Origin of the sequence: Aeromicrobium sp., from assembly GCF_037719875.1 — a bacterium.
GTDB lineage: Bacteria > Actinomycetota > Actinomycetes > Propionibacteriales > Nocardioidaceae > Aeromicrobium.
Genome location: NZ_JBBJMJ010000010.1, coordinates 78,595 through 96,321, shown reverse-complemented (window position 1 = coordinate 96,321; position 17,727 = coordinate 78,595). Strand labels below are relative to the sequence as shown.

General features: G+C 68.1%; 15 protein-coding genes. 12 read left to right on the top strand and 3 right to left on the bottom strand.

The window, feature by feature from the left end; translation table 11 throughout:
• The first annotated feature begins 133 nt into the window (after positions 1-133).
• Genes WKF39_RS11075 through WKF39_RS11055 form a run of 5 tightly spaced genes read left to right on the top strand, consistent with a single transcriptional unit; the run spans position 134 to position 5,669 of the window.
• A complete protein-coding gene (locus WKF39_RS11075) occupies positions 134-859 on the top strand; it encodes an NUDIX domain-containing protein (RefSeq protein ID WP_340388324.1) in 726 nt (241 codons plus the stop codon).
• Positions 856-2,127, top strand: a complete 1,272-nt coding sequence (nadA, locus tag WKF39_RS11070) for a quinolinate synthase NadA (protein ID WP_340388322.1) — start codon at positions 856-858, stop codon at positions 2,125-2,127. Before WKF39_RS11075 ends, nadA begins: the two co-directional genes overlap by 4 nt.
• A 12-nt stretch (positions 2,128-2,139) precedes the next feature.
• Positions 2,140-3,690: an L-aspartate oxidase gene (gene nadB / locus WKF39_RS11065; RefSeq protein ID WP_340388320.1), complete on the top strand. Its 1,551-nt coding sequence runs from the start codon at positions 2,140-2,142 to the stop codon at positions 3,688-3,690.
• Complete coding sequence (nadC, locus tag WKF39_RS11060) at positions 3,683-4,525, top strand: carboxylating nicotinate-nucleotide diphosphorylase (protein WP_340388319.1); 843 nt, start codon at positions 3,683-3,685, stop codon at positions 4,523-4,525. Before nadB ends, nadC begins: the two co-directional genes overlap by 8 nt.
• Before the next feature lie 7 nt (positions 4,526-4,532).
• Positions 4,533-5,669 (top strand): cysteine desulfurase family protein, encoded by a 1,137-nt coding sequence (locus WKF39_RS11055; RefSeq protein ID WP_340388317.1) that lies wholly within the window; start codon positions 4,533-4,535, stop codon positions 5,667-5,669.
• A gap of 85 nt (positions 5,670-5,754) precedes the next feature.
• On the opposite strand, the gene WKF39_RS11050 is transcribed toward WKF39_RS11055, so the two are convergent.
• The 3 genes from WKF39_RS11050 to WKF39_RS11040 all read right to left on the bottom strand — a co-directional run bounded on the left by WKF39_RS11050 (position 5,755) and on the right by WKF39_RS11040 (position 9,176).
• Positions 5,755-6,246 carry a DUF3995 domain-containing protein gene (locus WKF39_RS11050; protein WP_340388315.1) on the bottom strand — a complete coding sequence of 164 codons (492 nt, stop codon included), beginning with the start codon at positions 6,244-6,246 and terminating at the stop codon, positions 5,755-5,757.
• Complete coding sequence (locus tag WKF39_RS11045) at positions 6,230-7,549, bottom strand: aspartate aminotransferase family protein (RefSeq protein ID WP_340388313.1); 1,320 nt, start codon at positions 7,547-7,549, stop codon at positions 6,230-6,232. The genes WKF39_RS11050 and WKF39_RS11045 overlap by 17 nt, the downstream gene beginning before the upstream one ends.
• Positions 7,550-7,655: 106 nt before the next feature.
• Positions 7,656-9,176 carry a CoA-acylating methylmalonate-semialdehyde dehydrogenase gene (locus tag WKF39_RS11040; protein WP_340388312.1) on the bottom strand — a complete coding sequence of 507 codons (1,521 nt, stop codon included), beginning with the start codon at positions 9,174-9,176 and terminating at the stop codon, positions 7,656-7,658.
• A gap of 95 nt (positions 9,177-9,271) precedes the next feature.
• On the opposite strand from WKF39_RS11040, the gene WKF39_RS11035 reads away from it, so the two are divergent.
• The 7 genes from WKF39_RS11035 to WKF39_RS11005 all read left to right on the top strand — a co-directional run bounded on the left by WKF39_RS11035 (position 9,272) and on the right by WKF39_RS11005 (position 17,726).
• Positions 9,272-10,870, top strand: coding sequence for a PucR family transcriptional regulator ligand-binding domain-containing protein (locus WKF39_RS11035; RefSeq protein ID WP_340388310.1), 1,599 nt, complete (start codon positions 9,272-9,274; stop codon positions 10,868-10,870).
• Between the two features lie 92 nt (positions 10,871-10,962).
• On the top strand, positions 10,963-11,811 hold the full coding sequence (locus WKF39_RS11030) for a nitrilase-related carbon-nitrogen hydrolase (RefSeq protein WP_340388308.1): 849 nt from the start codon (positions 10,963-10,965) through the stop codon (positions 11,809-11,811).
• 9 nt (positions 11,812-11,820) lie between these two features.
• Positions 11,821-13,242: a dihydropyrimidinase gene (gene hydA, locus WKF39_RS11025; RefSeq protein ID WP_340388306.1), complete on the top strand. Its 1,422-nt coding sequence runs from the start codon at positions 11,821-11,823 to the stop codon at positions 13,240-13,242.
• A 13-nt stretch (positions 13,243-13,255) separates the two neighbouring features.
• Positions 13,256-14,290, top strand: a complete 1,035-nt coding sequence (locus WKF39_RS11020) for a TIGR03842 family LLM class F420-dependent oxidoreductase (RefSeq protein WP_340388304.1) — start codon at positions 13,256-13,258, stop codon at positions 14,288-14,290.
• Positions 14,291-14,346: 56 nt separating this feature from the next.
• The gene (locus WKF39_RS11015; protein ID WP_340388302.1) at positions 14,347-15,552 is read left to right on the top strand and encodes a cysteine desulfurase family protein; all 1,206 of its coding nucleotides are present in this window, start codon (positions 14,347-14,349) and stop codon (positions 15,550-15,552) included.
• A gap of 22 nt (positions 15,553-15,574) precedes the next feature.
• Positions 15,575-16,663, top strand: coding sequence for a tRNA 2-thiouridine(34) synthase MnmA (gene mnmA / locus WKF39_RS11010; protein WP_340388300.1), 1,089 nt, complete (start codon positions 15,575-15,577; stop codon positions 16,661-16,663).
• Positions 16,664-16,757: 94 nt separating this feature from the next.
• Positions 16,758-17,726 (top strand): methionine synthase, encoded by a 969-nt coding sequence (locus tag WKF39_RS11005; RefSeq protein WP_340388298.1) that lies wholly within the window; start codon positions 16,758-16,760, stop codon positions 17,724-17,726.
• Position 17,727 lies beyond the last annotated feature (1 nt).

Here is a 17,727-nt window from a genome sequence, read left to right as displayed (position 1 = left end):
GTCACCGGACAGGAACTGACCCCTCAGCGGACGAGAACTGACCCGTCAGCGGGGTGGGTTAGGGTTGACGTGACTTTAAGGGGTCGCTAGAGTGGCCTTAGAGTCACAGTCACCTTAAGTCAGGATGATCGCCATGACGGTTGCGACGTCGATAGACCAGCGGGTCTCCCTCGCGGTCTCCACCGTGATCTTCGCGCTTCGCCCGCACCCCGACACCAAGCTCGTGACGCTGTGGCTTCCGCTCGTGCGCCGTATCCGTGAGCCCCACCAGGGGCAGTGGGCCCTGCCGGGTGGCCCCCTGGAAAGTGATGAGGACCTCGCGAGCTCCGCCTCCCACACCCTGCAACGCACCACGGGTCTCGAGCCGGGCTATCTCGAGCAGCTGTATGCCTTCGGCAACCTCGACCGCTCACACGTGGAGCACATCGAGTCCCTCGACCCCACACTGAACGACCGGGTCGTCTCGATCGTCTACTGGGCGCTGGTGCAGCCCGATGAGGTCGCCCGCGCCGTCGACGGTGAGAACGTCGAGTGGTTCGTAGCCGATGAGCTGCCTCCGCTGGCCTTCGACCACACCGAGATCGTCGACTACGCCCTGACCCGGCTGCGTGCCAAGATCACCTACACGCCGATCGCCCACGCATTCCTGCCCCCGGAGTTCACGCTCGCCGAGCTGCGAGCCGTACACGAGGCCGTGCTGCGGACCAATCTCGATCCGGCCAACTTTCGCCGCCAGGCGCTGGCCAGCAAGACCCTCGTCCCGACCGGCACCTGCTTGCAGGGCACGAGCCACCGACCACCGGCACTGTTCCGCTTCGAGGCGGACCCGCCGACCACCACCCCCGAGGAGCGCAGATGACCTCCATCAACACGGCGTCCATCAACGACAGGATCGTCGCCGAGCCCGCCGCGAGCTGTGATGTGGAGCTGGCCAAAGGGCCGTGGGAGTTCGACACCTTCCCCGGATACGGTCCGGGCGCCTCCGAGGACGACGTGATACCCGAGCCGGTCATACGCCCGGGGCAGCTCCCGGCCGAGTACCAACGCATGAGCGACGAGGAGCTGCACGCGCGCATCCGGGCCGCCAAGGAAACCCTCGGCAGCCGCCTGGTGATCCTCGGCCACTTCTACCAGCGCGACGAGGTCATCCAGTACGCCGATTTCGTCGGTGACTCCTTCCAGCTCGCCAATGCCGCGTTGACCAAGCCCGATGCCGAGACGATCGTGTTCTGCGGCGTGCACTTCATGGCTGAGACCGCCGACATCCTGGCTCGCCCCGAGCAGCACGTGATCCTGCCCAACCTCGCCGCCGGCTGCTCGATGGCCGACATGGCCGACGAGGACTCGGTCGAGGCGTGCTGGGAGGAGCTCATGGCTGTCTATGGCGCCGACTCGAGCGCCGACGGCAAGCAGGCCGTGATCCCGGTGACCTACATGAACTCATCGGCCGCCCTCAAGGCATTCTGCGGCAAGCACGGAGGCATCGTCTGCACGTCGTCCAATGCCGCGACCGTCCTGGAGTGGGCCTTCGAGCGGGGCCAGCGGGTGCTGTTCTTCCCCGATCAACACCTGGGGCGCAACACCGCCAAGGCGATGGGCATCCCGCTCGAGCAGATGCCCATGTGGAACCCGCGCAAGCCGTTGGGCGGGAGTACCGAGGCCGAGCTCATGGACGCGAAGGTCATCTTGTGGCACGGCTTCTGCTCGGTGCACAAGCGCTTCAGCGTGGCGCAGATCGACAAGGCACGCGCCGACTTCCCCGGGGTCAAGATCATCGTGCACCCCGAGAGCCCGATGCCCGTGGTCGACGCCGCCGATGCGGCCGGATCCACCGATGCGATCCGCAAGTACGTCATCGCGTCAGAGCCCGGCGACGTGATCGCGATCGGCACCGAGGTCAACATGGTCAACCGGCTCGCGGCGGAGTTCCCCGACCGGACGATCTTCTGCCTCGATCCGGTCGTGTGCCCGTGCTCCACGATGTACCGCATCCACCCCGGCTACCTCGCCTGGACGCTCGACGGTCTGGTGGCCGGTGAGCTCCGCAACGAGATCATCGTCCCCGATGATGTCGCCACCGACGCCAAGGTCGCCCTCGAGCGCATGCTCGCGGCGCTCCCGAAGTAAGGAACTCCGCAGATGACGGGCAGAGGGATCACCAGCATCATCGTCGTCGGCAGCGGTGTGGCCGGTATGACGGCCGCGCTCGAGGCCGTCGATGCCTACGACGTCACGCTCATCACCAAGGCCGAGCTCGCCCAGAGCAACACGCGCTATGCGCAGGGCGGTGTCGCGGTCGTGATCGATGCGATGAGCGACCCGGGTGCGCCACGACTCGGCGACACGGTCGAGTCACACGTCGCCGACACGCTCGTGGCCGGGGCCGGCCTCAGCGACCCCGACACGGTCGGCATCCTGTGTGCTGAGGGCCCGGCCGCGATCGACGAGCTCATCGAGCGGGGAGTGCCGTTCGACCGGCACGACGGACAGCTGTCCCACGGGCTCGAGGCCGCTCATGCCTATGCGCGCATCCTGCACGCGGGCGGTGACGCGACCGGGGCCGGCATCGCGTACGCCCTGATCGATCGCATCCGCGAGAGCCCGGTCAAGGTGCTGGAGCGGACGACCGTCGTGGATCTGGTGGTCGATGCCGGTCGTTGCGTCGGGGTCAAGCTGCTCGACGGGACGACGCTGGAGGCGGACGTCGTGATCCTCGCGACCGGGGGAGCCGGGCAGCTCTTCCCCTATACGACCAACCCTGCGATCGCCACGGCCGACGGGCTCGGCATGGCCCTGCGAGCGGGCGTCGTCGCCGCAGACCTGGAGTTCTACCAGTTCCACCCGACATCGCTCGACGCTCCGGGCAACTTCTTGGTCTCCGAGGCCGTGCGCGGTGAGGGTGCGACCCTGATCGACGCGGATGGCAAGCGGTTCATGTTGGAGGTTCACCCGGATGCCGAGCTTGCGCCCCGTGACGTCGTGGCGCGCGGCATCGCCGCCCAGATGAAGGCAAAGAATCATGGTCCAGTTCGTCTTGACGCCACTCATCTAGGCCCCGAGTTCCTCGCCAAGCGATTCCCCAACATCGATGCGGCTTGCCGTGCGCAGGGATTCGACTGGGGCCAGGTGCCGATCCCGGTGACCCCGGCGGCGCACTACTACATGGGTGGCGTCCGGACCGATGTATGGGGGCGCACCTCGATGCCGGGCCTCTACAGCGTCGGCGAGGCGGCCTGCAACGGCCTCCATGGCGCCAACAGACTCGCCTCCAACTCATTGCTCGAGGGCGCCGTCTATGGCACCCGGGTCATCGAGGGCCTGGCCCACCCGGCACCGACCGGTGCGGCAGGCGCCGACTGGCCGGCGCCGCTGAGGCTCGACCTGGCCGACAACCCCGACGGCGACGACGTCAACCGCAGCGACCTCCAGCAGCTCATGTGGGATGCCGCGGGGCTGTCGCGCAACGCCACAGATCTCGAGCGGGCCGCGAGCCGGCTCGCGGAGTGGAGGGCGCCGTCGGTGATCGATGCCAAGTCCGCAGAGGACGCCAACCTGCTCGTGGTCGCCCGCGCCGTCGTCGCATGCGCGCTCGCACGGCAGGAGTCCCGTGGCGGCCACCACCGCACCGACTTCCCGACGAGTGATCCGGCACTTGCCACCCACTCGTCGATCGCGCTGCAGCATGCTTGAGCGTCGACAGATCCAGCGAGTCGTCGATCTGGCGCTCGATGAGGATGCCCCGTTCGGCGATTTGACCTCGCAGACGCTGGTGCCTGCGACGGCGGTTGCCCGCGCCGATCTCGTCGCGCGCGAGCCCGGCGTCTTCGCCGGTGCCGAGGTGTTCCAGATCGCCATGACCAGACTCGATCCGCTGGTCGAGGTGACACTCTTGGCAGCCGATGGTGATCGGTTCGACCGGGGTGCCGTGCTCGCCCATGTCGAGGGCCCGGCGCGCTCGGTGCTGCAGGCCGAGCGGGTCGCGCTCAACCTGGTGCAGCGGATGACCGGCATCGCAACCATGACCGCGACCTATGTCGCTGCGGTCGCCGGCACCGAGGCGCGGGTCGTGGACACCCGCAAGACGACGCCGGGGCTGCGTGCCCTGGAGCGTCACGCCGTACGGTGCGGGGGCGGGCACAACCACCGCTACTCCCTCTCTGACGCCGTGATGGCCAAGGACAACCATCTGGCCGTGATCCCCGATGTGACGGCCGCGCTGCGCCAGGCCCGCATCGATCTCCCGCACACGACGCACATCGAGGTCGAGGTCGATCGGGTCGAGCAGCTCGACGCAGTGCTCGACTCGGGCGCGGCTGGCACGATCATGCTCGACAACTTCAGTCTCGACGAGCTGCGGGCCGGGGTGGCCAAGATCGGCGACCGCGCCGTGGTCGAGGCCAGTGGAGGCATCACGCTCGATACGATCGCCGAGGTCGCCCGGACGGGGGTCGACGTGATTTCCGTCGGCGCGCTGACTCACAGCGTCCGCGCGCTCGACCTCGGCCTAGACATCTCCGTGACATGAGGCGTCCATGATCTATCTCGACGAAGCCGCCACCACGCCGCTCAAGCGGGAGGTGTTGGAAGCCATGTGGCCCTACTTCGGTGCCGACTTCGGCAATCCGTCGAGCCACCACGAGGTCGGTGAGTCCGCCAGTCGCGGGCTCGAGCAGGCCCGGACTGACGTGGCGCAGGCACTCGGTGCGCGCTCCTCGGAGATCACGTTCACCTCGGGCGGCACGGAGTCCGTCAACGCGGCGGTCAAGGGCATCGCCCTGGCCACCCCGCGGGGCAGGCATGTCATCGTCTCCTCGATCGAGCATCCGGCAGTGCTCGAGTCGGCGGAGTTCCTCGGCCGCCTCGGCTTCGACATCACGATCCTCGAGGTCGACCGTGAGGGATTGGTCTCACCGGCATCGTTGACTGCCGCGCTGCGCGACGACACGACTCTGGTGAGCATTCAGTACGCCAACAACGAGGTCGGCACGGTCCAGCAGATCCAGACGCTGTCCAGGCTCGCCGCCGACAAGGGCGTCCCGTTCCACACCGACGCGGTGCAGGCGGCCGGGTGGCTCGAGCTGGATGTCACGCGGCTCGGAGTGCAGGCCATGAGCATCTCGGGCCACAAGATCGGTGCCCCCAAGGGCATCGGCATCCTCTACGTCCGGCGGGGCACCCGGCTCGAGCCGTTGATCCACGGGGGTGGGCAGGAGTCGGGTCGTCGCTCCGGCACCGAGAACGTCGCAGCTGCCGTCGGCATGGCGACAGCGCTCCGGCTGGCGAGTGGACCCAACGACGATGTGGTCGCGAAGCGCGAGACCTTCATCGACCGGGTCCTGGGAGACGTGCCCGGATCAATGCTCACAGGGGACCGCGATCACCGGCTTCCGGGCAGTGCATCCTTCGTCTTTCCCGGGACGAACGGTGAGACGATCCTGCTCGAGCTCGAGGCCCGGGGGATCGTGTGCTCCAGTGGCTCGGCCTGCGCGGCCGGCAGCGATGATCCCTCCCACGTGCTGACGGCGATGGGCATCGACGCAGAGGTCGCGCAGACAGCTGTCCGCTTCACGTTCGGACGCGCGACCACGGATGCGGATCTCGACGCGGCAGCTGGCGAGCTGGTCAAGGCCGTCGCGAGCGTGGGTGGGCGGGGGCCGGTGCAGGGCTGACAGGATGTGTCGCCGGGTTCGACGACCACAGGAGCGCCAGGGCCAGCGTGACGTTCAGCCGTGGCCGCCATGCGTCGATCTCGATCTACTCCCCGTGCGAGACGCCGCCTCGCTGAGGTCGGCCGGACCGGCTGAGCCACATCGCCGCCAGGGTGCAGAGCCCCCACAGCAGGAACCACGGGTCCCAGAACAAGGCGTGCCACTTCAGCGCGTACAGGTCCGCTTCGGCCGGGGCACTGACCACATCGCTGACGACGAGCACCCCCACGAACGTGAACATGCCGCCGTATGCCGTCAGGACGGCGCCCGCGGTCCACGCCAGGATGCGTTCGATCCTGCCGCCGCGCAGGACGGCGAGCCAGGTGAGCGCCACCGCGGTCACCTTGACCGCGACGACCACGAGCAGCAGCAGGCGTAGGCCGGGGCTGCCCGCGCGACCCCACTCCTCGATCTGACCGCCGACCGTCCCCAGCAGCCAGGTCCCTCCCAGAGCCCACCATAGGCTGACCGCCGCGTGCGCGAGCCCGAGAACCGTGGTGGCCAGGAGCCAGGGACGCGGCTCAGGCGATGACGGCATCGCCTATGGCCAGGGCTTCGTCGATGATCGCCAGACCGCGTCGGGCGTCGTCGTCGCTGATGACGCACGGCGGCACGACGTGCATGCGGTTGTAATTGGTGAACGGCAGGAGCCCGGCCTTCTTGCAGGCCGCGCTGATGTCGTTCATCGCGGGGCTGCTGCCGCCGTAGGGGGCCAGCGGCTCGCGGGTCTGGGGATCGGCGACCAGCTCGATCGCCCAGAAGGCGCCGAGTCCGCGCACTTCGCCGACGCAGGGGTGACGCTCGGCGAGCGCGGCCAGTCCCGGTCCGAAGACCTCGGCGCCCAGTCGTGCGGCGTTCTCGACGATGCCTTCGTCGGCCATCGCGTTGATCGTCGCGACCGCTGCAGCGGCAGCGAGCGGGTGGCCCGAATAGGTCAAGCCACCTGGATAGGCCCGGTGGGCGAAGGTCTCGACGATCGGGTCGCTGATGATGACCCCGCCCAAGGGCACGTAGCCGGAATTGACCCCCTTGGCGAAGGTGATGAGGTCCGGGACGAGGCCGAAGTGATCGAGCGCGAACCACGCCCCGGTGCGACCGAAGCCGCACATGACCTCGTCGGCGATCAGCATGATGCCGTGCTCATCGCACAGGGCGCGCACGCCCGCGAGGTAGCCCGGCGGGGGGATCATGATGCCGGCCGTTCCGGGCACCGTCTCGAGGATGATCGCGGCGATCGTCGCGGGGCCCTCGTTCTCGATGACCCGGCGCAGGTGCGTCAGGGCGCGCTCGCACTCCTCGGCCTCGGTCACCGCGTGGAACTCCGAGCGATAGAGGAACGGGCCGAAGAAGTGCACCGTGCCGCTGGTCGCCGTGTCATTGGCCCAGCGGCGCGGGTCGCCGGTCACGTTGATCGCGGTCTGCGTACCACCGTGGTAGGACCGATAGGTCGACAGCACCTTGGCCCGCCCGGTGTGGAGGCGGGCCATCCGGATGGCATGCTCGTTGGCGTCGGCGCCGCCGTTGGTGAAGAAGACCTTGTCGAGCCCGTCAGGCGCGCGCTCGGCGATGAGCCGGGCCGCCTCTGAGCGTTGATCATTGGCGTGGGGCGGGCCGATCGTGCACAGCCGCGCCGCCTGCTCCTGGATCGCCGCGACGACCTTGGGGTGCTGATGCCCGATGTTGGTGTAGACGAGCTGACTGGTGAAGTCCAGGAAGCGGGTCCCGTCCTCGTCCCAGACCTCACAGTCCTTGGCCCCGGCGATCACCATGGGCGAGATCTCGGCCTGCGCGGACCAGGAGTGGAAGACGTGTGCGCGGTCGAGGTCGTACGTCCGGCTCATGCGATCACCTTTGGCTGTCTGCTCACGTGGTTTCGACTAGTTGGCCGCTTCGCGGCGCTTCGGCCCGCCCTTGCCGGACGCTCGGCCGCAGGCGGCCTCGGCCCGGCTAGTCGTGGGTGGGAAAGGCAAGCTCCAGGCCGCCGGAGGGTGACACCGCCGGATCGGCCCACCTGCTGGTGACCACCTTGCCACGGGTGAAGAAGTGGACGCCTTCGACACCGTGTGCGTGGGTGTCACCGAACAGGGAGTTCTTCCAGCCGCCGAACGAGTAGTAGGCCATCGGCACCGGCACCGGCACGTTGACCCCGATCATGCCGACCTCGACGTCAAGCTCGAACTTGCGGGCCACGCCGCCGTCCTTGGTGAAGATCGCGACCCCATTGCCATACGGGTTGGCGTTGATCAGGTCGACGCCGTCGTCGTAGGAGTCGACCCGCACGACACTCAGGACCGGGCCGAAGATCTCCTCGGTGTAGACGCTCATGTCGGGGGTGACGTGGTCGAACAGGGTCGGCCCGAGCCAGAACCCGTCATCAGCGCCGTCGAACGGCGACTCGCGGCCATCGATGACGAGCGTGGCACCGGCGTCGGCACCGGCCTCGACGAACGAGGCGACGCGGTCGCGGTGGGCGAGGGTCACCAGTGGCCCCATGTCCGTGCCGCGGGTGCCGTCGCCGATCCGCAGGGTCTTGGTGCGCGAGGCGATCTTGTCGACCAGCTCGTCGGCGACCGGGCCGACCGCGACGACGACGCTGATCGCCATGCAGCGCTCGCCGGCGGAGCCATATCCGGCGTTGACCGCGGCGTCGGCGGTGAGGTCCAGATCGGCGTCGGGCAGGACCAGCATGTGGTTCTTGGCTCCGCCAAGAGCCTGGACACGCTTGCCGGCCTGGCTGCTGCGCTCGTAGACGTAGCGGGCGATCGGGGTCGATCCGACGAAGCTGATCGACTTGACGTCGGGGGAGTCCAGGAGGGCGTCGACCGCGACCTTGTCACCCTGCAGCACGTTGAAGACGCCGTCGGGCAGTCCGGCCTCCTTCCACACCTCGGCGGTCCAGAGCGCGGCGGACGGGTCCTTCTCGCTGGGCTTGACGACGACGGTGTTGCCGGCTGCGATCGCGATCGGATAGAACCACATCGGCACCATGGCCGGGAAGTTGAAGGGGCTGATGATGCCGACCACTCCGAGCGGCTGGCGCTTGGAGTGCAGGTCGATGCCGGTCGAGACTCCCTCGGAGTACGAGCCCTTGAGCAGGTGGGGCATGCCGCAGGCGAACTCCACGACTTCGAGTCCCCGGGTGACCTCACCGAGGGCGTCATCGAGCACCTTGCCGTGCTCGGCCGTGATGATCGCCGCGAGTTCTTCCTTGCGCTCGTTGACGAGCTCACGGAACCGGAAGACGATCTTGGTGCGGGCCGACAACGAGGTGCGTGCCCAGCTCCGGGTCGCCGCCTGCGCGGCGGCGATGACGCGGGCGGCATCAGCTTCGTCGGCGAAGGCGACCTGCGCGGTGACCTCGCCGGTGGCCGGATTGGTCACGTCGCCGAAGCGACCCGACGAGCCGATGTGGATGCTGTTGTCGAGCCAGTGCCCGATGACCTGCTTCTCGCTCTGCGTTTCGCTCATGTCCCAAATACTGCGCCCTCGACAGGCCAGCCGCAATGGACGTTGTGTCGCCAGATTGCCCTAACGGCTTACACATTGTCGCCTAGACTTGTGTCATGATTCCGACGATCGCCTCGATCCTGGCCGGACCAGCGGTGCAGACGGGCGAGCCCGAGGTGCTGAGCGGAGCGGGACGACTGGGCCGCCCCGTGAGATGGGTCCACGTGAGCGAGGTTCGGGAGGTCGGGGACCTCCTGGAGGGTGATGAGCTGCTGCTGTCGACGGGCCTGGCGATGAGTGGCCCCGTCGAGGACGCCCTGGCGTACGTCTCGGGGCTCGTCGCCGCCGGCGCAGCGGGGCTGATCATCGAGCTCGGTGAGCGTTTCCCAGCAGTGCCGCCCGAGGTCCTGGCGTATGTCCGGGCGGTGGACTTCCCGTTCGTCGTGCTCCACCGGCAGGCACGGTTCGTGCTGATCACCGAGGAGGTGCACCGCGGCATCGTCGCCGACCGCTTCGACTTCGTGCGCTTCGCCCAGGACGTGCACGAGACGTTCACCGCGCTGAGCCTGGCTGGGGCCGGCATCGAGAAGCTCCTACAAGCGGGAGCCGAGATGGCCGGTTCGTCGATGGTTCTGGAGGACCTCAACCGGCGGGTCGTGGCGTTCCACCCGATCGGGCGTCCGGCCGAAGGGTTGCTCGCCGATTGGGAGCGGCGTTCGCGGCTGTGCCAGCGGCGTGCAGACACCGGCCTCGCCGGTATCGAGGGATGGCTCACCACGATCGTCGGCACGCACGGCCACGAATGGGGGCGGCTGGTCGTGCCCAACCCGGCCGCGGATCAGCAGCGGCTCGGCATGCTCGTGGAGCGGGTCGCCCAGGCCGTCGAGCTCTCCCGCATGATCGAACGCGATCAGCTGTCGGTGCAGCTCCAAGCGCAGGGCGGCCTGCTCACCGAGCTGATGGAGGGCCGGTTGGTTGACGAACCGGTTGCCGTGGCCCGGGCAAGGGCTCTCGGCCTGCGTTCGGGAGATCACTATGTCGCGGCGGTCGTCCAGGCCGACACCGGAGCCGATGACGCGGCGGTCTCGCACGGGGCACAACGTCGCCTGACCGAACGTGTCTCCCGAGCCCTGCGTGTCTCCCGCCAGTCGGCGATCGTGGGCATACTGGGCGATGACCAGGTCATGTTGCTGCTCTCGGTTCCGGTCGGGTCGACCGACGACGCCACGTTGACCGCATTCGCCGACGCCATGCGACTCGACCCCGGCCAGGTCGCCGTGACGATCGGAGCCGGACCGGCCGAAGCCGACCTGCTCCCCGCCAGCGGCTCGCTGCGGACCGCACAGCACGTGGCGAGGGTCGCTCACGAGGTGCTGGGGCCCGGCCCGGCCTATCACCGCCAGGCCGACATCCGGTTGCACGGGCTCATCGCTCAGCTGCACGGTGATCCGCGGGTCCAGGCCTTCGCGGAGGCCGAGCTCGGCCCCCTCCTGGCCCACGAGGCGCGGCACGGAGGAGGTCTCCTGGAGCTGCTGCGCCAGTTCCTCGCCGCGGGCGGCAACAAGTCCCGTCTGGCGAGGGCCTCCCATCGCAGTCGTCCGGCGCTCTACGCCAAGCTCGCACAGATCGAGCAGGTGCTCGGCGTGAGCCTCGACGACCCTGATTCGCAGCTCTCCCTCGGCGTCGCGATGTTGGCCCAGGACCACGCTCGTTGATGCCGGGAATCTCTGGACGGGGTGCCGCGACCTGCTTAGAGTGAGCGCCTGACGACGGTCCGCGATCCGGACCTCGAGCGACGGGAGCGTACGTGACGGTCATCAAGGCGGCGATCACGCAGACGACGTGGACGGGCGACAAGGATTCGATGCTCGACAAGCACGAGCAGTTCGCGCGTGACGCGCAGGCCCAGGGCGCGCAGGTCATCTGCTTCCAGGAGCTGTTCTACGGGCCCTATTTCGGCATCACGGAGGACAAGAAGTACTACGCCTACGCCGAGCCGGCCGACGGTCCGATCGTGCAGCGCTTCGCGGCGCTCGCCAAGGAGCTGTCGATCGTCATGGTCCTGCCGATCTATGAGGAGGACATGCCGGGCGTCTACTACAACACCGCTGTCGTCGTGGATGCCGACGGCACGATCCTCGGGTCATACCGCAAGCACCACATCCCCCATCTCGAGAAGTTCTGGGAGAAGTTCTACTTCCGCCCGGGCAACCTCGGCTACCCGGTCTTCTGGACCGCGGTCGGGCCGATCGGCGTCTACATCTGCTACGACCGGCACTTCCCCGAGGGCTGGCGCGAGCTCGGCCTCAACGGTGCTCAGATCGTCTTCAATCCCAATGCGACCAAACCGGGCCTGTCGAACCGGCTCTGGGAGATCGAGCAGCCTGCTGCTGCCGGTGCCAACGGCTACTTCGTGGCCGCGCCCAACCGGGTCGGCACCGAGGACAACGAGTACGGCGACCTCGCCGTGACGTTCTACGGAAACAGCCAGTTCGTCGATCCTCGGGGCAACGTCATCGGCGGGTATGCGAGCGGTGACGCCGAGGAGCTGGTCGTCCGGGACCTCGACATGGACATGATCCGGCAGGTGCGCGACGACTGGCAGTTCTATCGCGATCGCCGCCCCGAGTCATACACATCGATCCCCAAGCCGTAGGAGAGTTCTGTGACGACGACACTCATCACCGGCGGAACGGTCGTCACGGCCACGGGCCGGTCGGCCGCTGATGTGCTGGTCGACGGTGAGGTCATCGTGGCGGTGCTCGCACCGGGATCGACCCTGTTGGGCAGCGATCTGGCGGCCTCGGTCGATGCCGTGATCGATGCGACCGGCAAGTACGTCATCCCGGGCGGCATCGACGCGCACACCCACATGGAGCTGCCGTTCGGCGGCACCGCGGCCTCCGACACCTTCGAGACCGGCACCCGGGCGGCAGCGTGGGGCGGCACCACGATGATCATCGACTTCGCGGTGCAGACATACGGCCAACGCGTCATGGACGGCCTCGCGACTTGGCACGAAAAGGCGCGGGGCAACTGCGCGATCGACTACGGCTTCCACCAGATCATCGGCGATGTCGATCCGGACTCGCTCAAGGCGATGGACGGCCTGATCGGCGAGGGCATCACGAGCTTCAAGCTCTTCATGGCCTACCCCGGGGTGTTCTACTCCGACGACGCCCAGATCCTCAGGGCGATGCAGAAGTCCGCTGAGACCGGCCTGATGACGATGATGCACGCCGAGAACGGGCCGGCGATCGACGTCCTGGTCGAGCAGCTGCTGGCGCAGGGCAAGACCGATCCCTACTTCCACGGCGTCGCGCGGGCCTGGCAGATGGAGGAGGAGGCGACGCACCGCGCGATCATGCTCGCCAACCTCACCGGCGCCCCGCTCTATGTCGTCCATGTCAGCGCCAAGCAGGCCGTCGAACAGCTCGCCGCGGCCCGCGACGCCGGCCAGAACGTGTTCGGTGAGACCTGCCCGCAGTACCTCTACCTCTCGCTCGAGGAGCAGCTCGGGGCGGCGGGTTTCGAGGGCGCCAAGTGGGTCTGCTCGACGCCGTTGCGGTCGAGGGCCGAGGGGCACCAGGACCACATGTGGCAGAGCCTGCGGACCAACGACATCCAGATGGTGTCCACCGACCACTGCCCGTTCTGCATGAAGGACCAAAAGGAGCTGGGATTGGGCGACTTCTCCAAGATCCCGAACGGCATCGGATCGGTCGAGCACCGCATGGACCTGATGTACCAAGGCGTCGTGAGTGGGCAGATCACGCTGGAGCGCTGGGTCGAGATCACCTCGACGACGCCGGCACGGATGTTTGGGTTGTATGGCAAGAAGGGGGTCATCGCGCCGGGCGCCGACGCCGACATCGTGGTCTACGACCCCGACGGCCACACCTCGATCGGCGTCGACAAGACCCATCACATGAACATGGACCACTCCGCATGGGAGGGGTTCGAGATCGACGGACACGTCGACACCGTGATGTCCCGCGGCACGATCGTCGTGGACAACGACGCTTACGTCGGAACCAAGGGGCACGGCCGGTTCGTCAAGCGGGATCTCTCGCAGTACCTCATCTAGCAAAAGGCTGACCATGGATTTCGGCGTCGTCCTCCAGACCAACCCGCCCGCGTGGCGCACGGTGCAGCTCGCCGCGCTCGCGGAGGCGCACGGCTTCGACCATGTCTGGACGTTCGACAGCCACCTGCTGTGGCAGGAGCCCTACGTCATCTACAGCGCGATCCTCGCCGAGACGCACCGCATCATGGTCGGCCCGATGGTGACCAATCCCGCGACCCGCGACTGGACCGTGACGGCATCGGTGTTCGCGACCCTCAACGAGATGTATGGCAACCGCACGGTGTGCGGCATCGGCCGCGGCGACTCGGCGGTGCGCGTCACGAATGGCAAGCCGTCGACGCTCAAGGAGCTGCGCGAGGCGACACATGTGATCCGTGAGCTCGGCAACGGTCGTGCGGTCGACTACAAGGGGTCGACCCTGCGGTTCCCGTGGACGCGGCACACCTCGCTCGAGGTGTGGATCGCGGCCTACGGGCCGATGGCGCTCAAGGCCGCCGGCGAGGTCGGCGACGGCTTCATCCTGCAGCTCGCCGACGTCGACATCGCCGCCTGGATGATCCAGACCGTCAGGGATGCGGCATCGGATGCCGGCCGCGACCCCGATGAGCTGTCGTTCTGCGTCGCCGCACCGATGTATGTCGGCGAGGACTGGGCGCACATGCGCGATCAGTGTCGATGGTTCGGCGGGATGGTCGGCAATCACGTCGCCGACATCGTCGCGAAGTACGGCGCCCCCACGGACTCCGGGACCGCGAATGCCGTGCCGCAGGCGCTGACCGACTACATCTCGGGGCGTCAGGGCTATGACTACAACGAGCACGGTCGCGCGGGCAACACGCATGCCGACTTCGTGCCGGATGAGATCGTCGACCGCTTCTGCATCCTCGGCTCACCCGAGGACCACGTTGCCAAGCTCAGGGCGCTCGAGGAGATCGGCGTGACGCAGTTCGCGGGCTATCTCCAGCATGATCACAAGGAGGAGACGTTGCGGGTGTATGGCGAGACGATCATCCCGCAGATCCGCGAGCACGTGACCGCCAAGGCCTGACCCGCGCGCACACGGGCCCGGCATGACGTGCGTCACGGGGCTAGGCTTGTTGAGCGATGAACAACCCCGAGCACCTGGCCTATCTCGATCATGCGGCGACCACGCCGATGATCCCCGAGGCGATCGCGGTCATGACCGAGCAGCTGGGCATCACGGGCAACGCCTCGTCACTGCACGACTCCGGCCGAGCCGCCCGTCGTACGGTCGAGAGTGCTCGCGAGCTGATCGCCGAACGATTCGGGGCGCGCCCCAGCGAGGTCGTGTTCTGCTCCGGCGGCACCGAGGCCAACAACCTCGCGATCAAGGGGCTCTATTGGTCGCGCCTGTCCCAGGATCCGGCGCGCAACCGGGTGATCTTCAGCTCGATCGAGCATCACGCGCTGCTCGATCCGGTGACGTGGCTCGCCAAGCACGAGGGTGCCGACATCGACATGACCCCGGTCGATCAGGCCGGCCGCATCCTCGTCGATGAGCTGCGGGCGAGCGTCGAGCGCAATCCCTCCGACATCTCGGCCATCACCACGATGTGGGCCAACAACGAGATGGGCACGGTCCAGCCGATCGCCGATGTCGTGCAGATCGCCCGCGAGCACGGCATCCCGGTCCACAGCGACGCCGTGCAGGCCGCCGGATATCTCCCGCTCGACTTCACCGGCAGCCAGCTCGACGCCATGACGATCACGGCACACAAGCTGGGCGGCCCGGTCGGCGTCGGCGCGCTCGTGATCCGCCGCGAGCTTGAGGCCACGCCGCTGCTGCACGGTGGCGGGCAAGAGCGTGACCTGCGGTCCGGCACGCTCAGCGTGCCTCTGATCGCGGCCTTCGCCACGGCCGTCGACGTCACCGTGAGTCGGCAGAGCGACACGGTAGAGCGCATCGAGGCCCTGAGGCACCGGCTCGTGAAGGGCATCGTGCGGGCCGTCCCCGACGCGATCATCAACGGCGACCCCGAGCCCGGCGCCGACCACCGCCTGCCCAACATCGCCCACGTGACGTTCCCCGGTTGTGAGGGCGATGCGATGTTGATGCTGCTGGACGCCCAGGGCATCGAGTGCTCGACGGGATCGGCCTGCGCAGCCGGCGTGCCCCAGCCCAGTCACGTGCTGCTCGCAATGGGCTATGACGACGTCGCGGCACGGGGCTCGCTCCGCTTCAGCCTCGGCCACACCTCGACCGAGGCTGATGTGGACCGGCTCATCGCAGCTCTGCCGGCAGTGCACCAACGGGCCCAGCGAGCCAACCTCGTCCGGAGCTCGTCATGAGGGCTCCGCGCCGGAGGAGCCGATGAGGGTCATTGCCGCGATGTCCGGCGGGGTCGACTCCGCTGTGGCCGCAGCGCGCGCCGTCGACGCGGGCCACGACGTCACCGGGGTGCATCTCGCGCTCAGCCGCAACCCGCGGTCATACCGTTCCGGTGCCAGGGGCTGCTGCTCCATCGAGGATGCCGGCGACGCCCGAAGGGCCGCCGACCAGCTCGGCATACCGTTCTATGTGTGGGACATGAGCGAGGAGTTCGCCGACCACGTCGTCGACGACTTCATCGCCGAATATGCCGCGGGCCGGACGCCCAATCCGTGCTTGCGCTGCAACGAGAAGATCAAGTTCGCCGCGGTGCTGGACCGGTCGCTCGCGCTGGGCTTCGACGCCGTCGCGACGGGACACTACGCGCAGCTCGAGACCGCCGCGGACGGCACGATCGAGATGCACCGCGCGATCGACATGGGCAAGGACCAGTCCTACGTCCTGGGCGTGCTGACCCAGGAGCAGCTCGCACATTCGCTGTTCCCGCTGGGCGACACGACCAAGGACGTCGTCCGGGCCGAGGCCGCGCGCCGGGGCATCCAGGTCGCGCAGAAGCCCGACAGCCACGACATCTGCTTCATCCCCGACGGAGACAACGCGGGCTGGCTCGGCGAGAAGCTGGGACCCAAGCCGGGGACCATCGTCGACGAGGACGGCGCGGTGCTGCGCGACCACGACGGCGCCTATGCGTTCACGATCGGTCAGCGCCGTGGGCTACGACTCGGCATCCCGGCCGACGACGGCAAGCCGCGTTTCGTGCTCGACATCGAGCCGGTCAGCGGCACCGTCACGGTGGGTTCGCGGGAGTCGCTGCTCGTCGACTCGCTGGCGTGCATCAAGCCGCTGTGGTGCGGCTCGACGCCGACCGACGCGCTCGACTGCACGGTCCAGCTGCGCGCTCATGGCGACGAGCACCGCGCCACGGTGCATGTCGACGGCGCGGACGTACGCGTCGACCTGCACGACCCGGCGAGCGGCATCGCGCCGGGCCAGGCCTGCGTGATCTATCACGGCACCCGAGTCGTCGGCTCGGCCACGATCAGCCATACCGCCCGCGTGGCGGTGAGTTAGCGACCCATCGTCCGGATGGGCGGTGTCCCAGCGACCTTTCCAGATGCCCGATACGTCGCTGACTCACCACCCTCGCAGATCAGACAGGAATCCCATGGCTTTCGCCACTGGCATCGGCTCCATGCCGGGCACCGACTTCGCCGAGTCATTGCGCATCGTCATGGGGGAGGTCGGCGACCTCGTGCATGTCCCCGAGCTGCCGGACCGCGGCGTGCATGCCGGGATGATCGGCAGAACCCTGGCCGTTCTCGACGGTCTCGGCGCGGACCTGCAGCCCGACGGATGGCGGATCGGCGTCGGGGAGGGTGCCGACCTCCGGCGCGCGCGTTCGCTGCTGGCGCAGGACCTCGATGTCGCCGAGGAGATCGCCGGTATGCACGATGGCCTGCTCAAGCTCCAGGTCACCGGACCGTTGACCCTTGCCGCGAGCGTCGAGCGACCGCGCGGGGACAAGATGCTCGCCGACCACGGAGCGCGGCGTGAGATCGCTGAATCGCTGGCTGAAGGGCTCCGCGCGCACATCGCCGTCGCCCGCCGCCGGTTCCCGCACGCCCAGGTCCTCGTACAGGTCGACGAGCCGTCGATCGTCCCGGTGCTGACCGGCGGGATCGCCACCGCGAGTGGATTCTCCCGTCACCGCAGCGTCCACCCGCCCGAGGCGGATGCCCTGTTGCGTGCGGTTGTCGAGGCGATCACCGAGGCCGGAGCGCGACCCGCGGTGCACTCGTGCGCGCCCGACGTGCCGGTCGAGCTGCTCGTCGGCGCTGGCTTCACCGCGATCACGTTCGATCTCTCGCTGGCTCGTCCTGATGACGTGTGGGCAGAGTCGTTCGAGCAGGGCACCGATCTGTGGTTCGGCGTCGTGCCGTCAACCGACACATCCGGCGTCTCCGACAAGGTCCTGGCGGACCGCATCGAGGCCTTCTTCGGCCACTTCGGCTTCGGCGAGGAGACGTATGCCGAACGGCTGGTCGTGACGCCGACCTGCGGGCTGGCGGGCGCGTCACCGACATGGGCGCAGAAGGCCCTCTCCACAGCGCAGAGTGTCGCCGCCCGGCGATAAA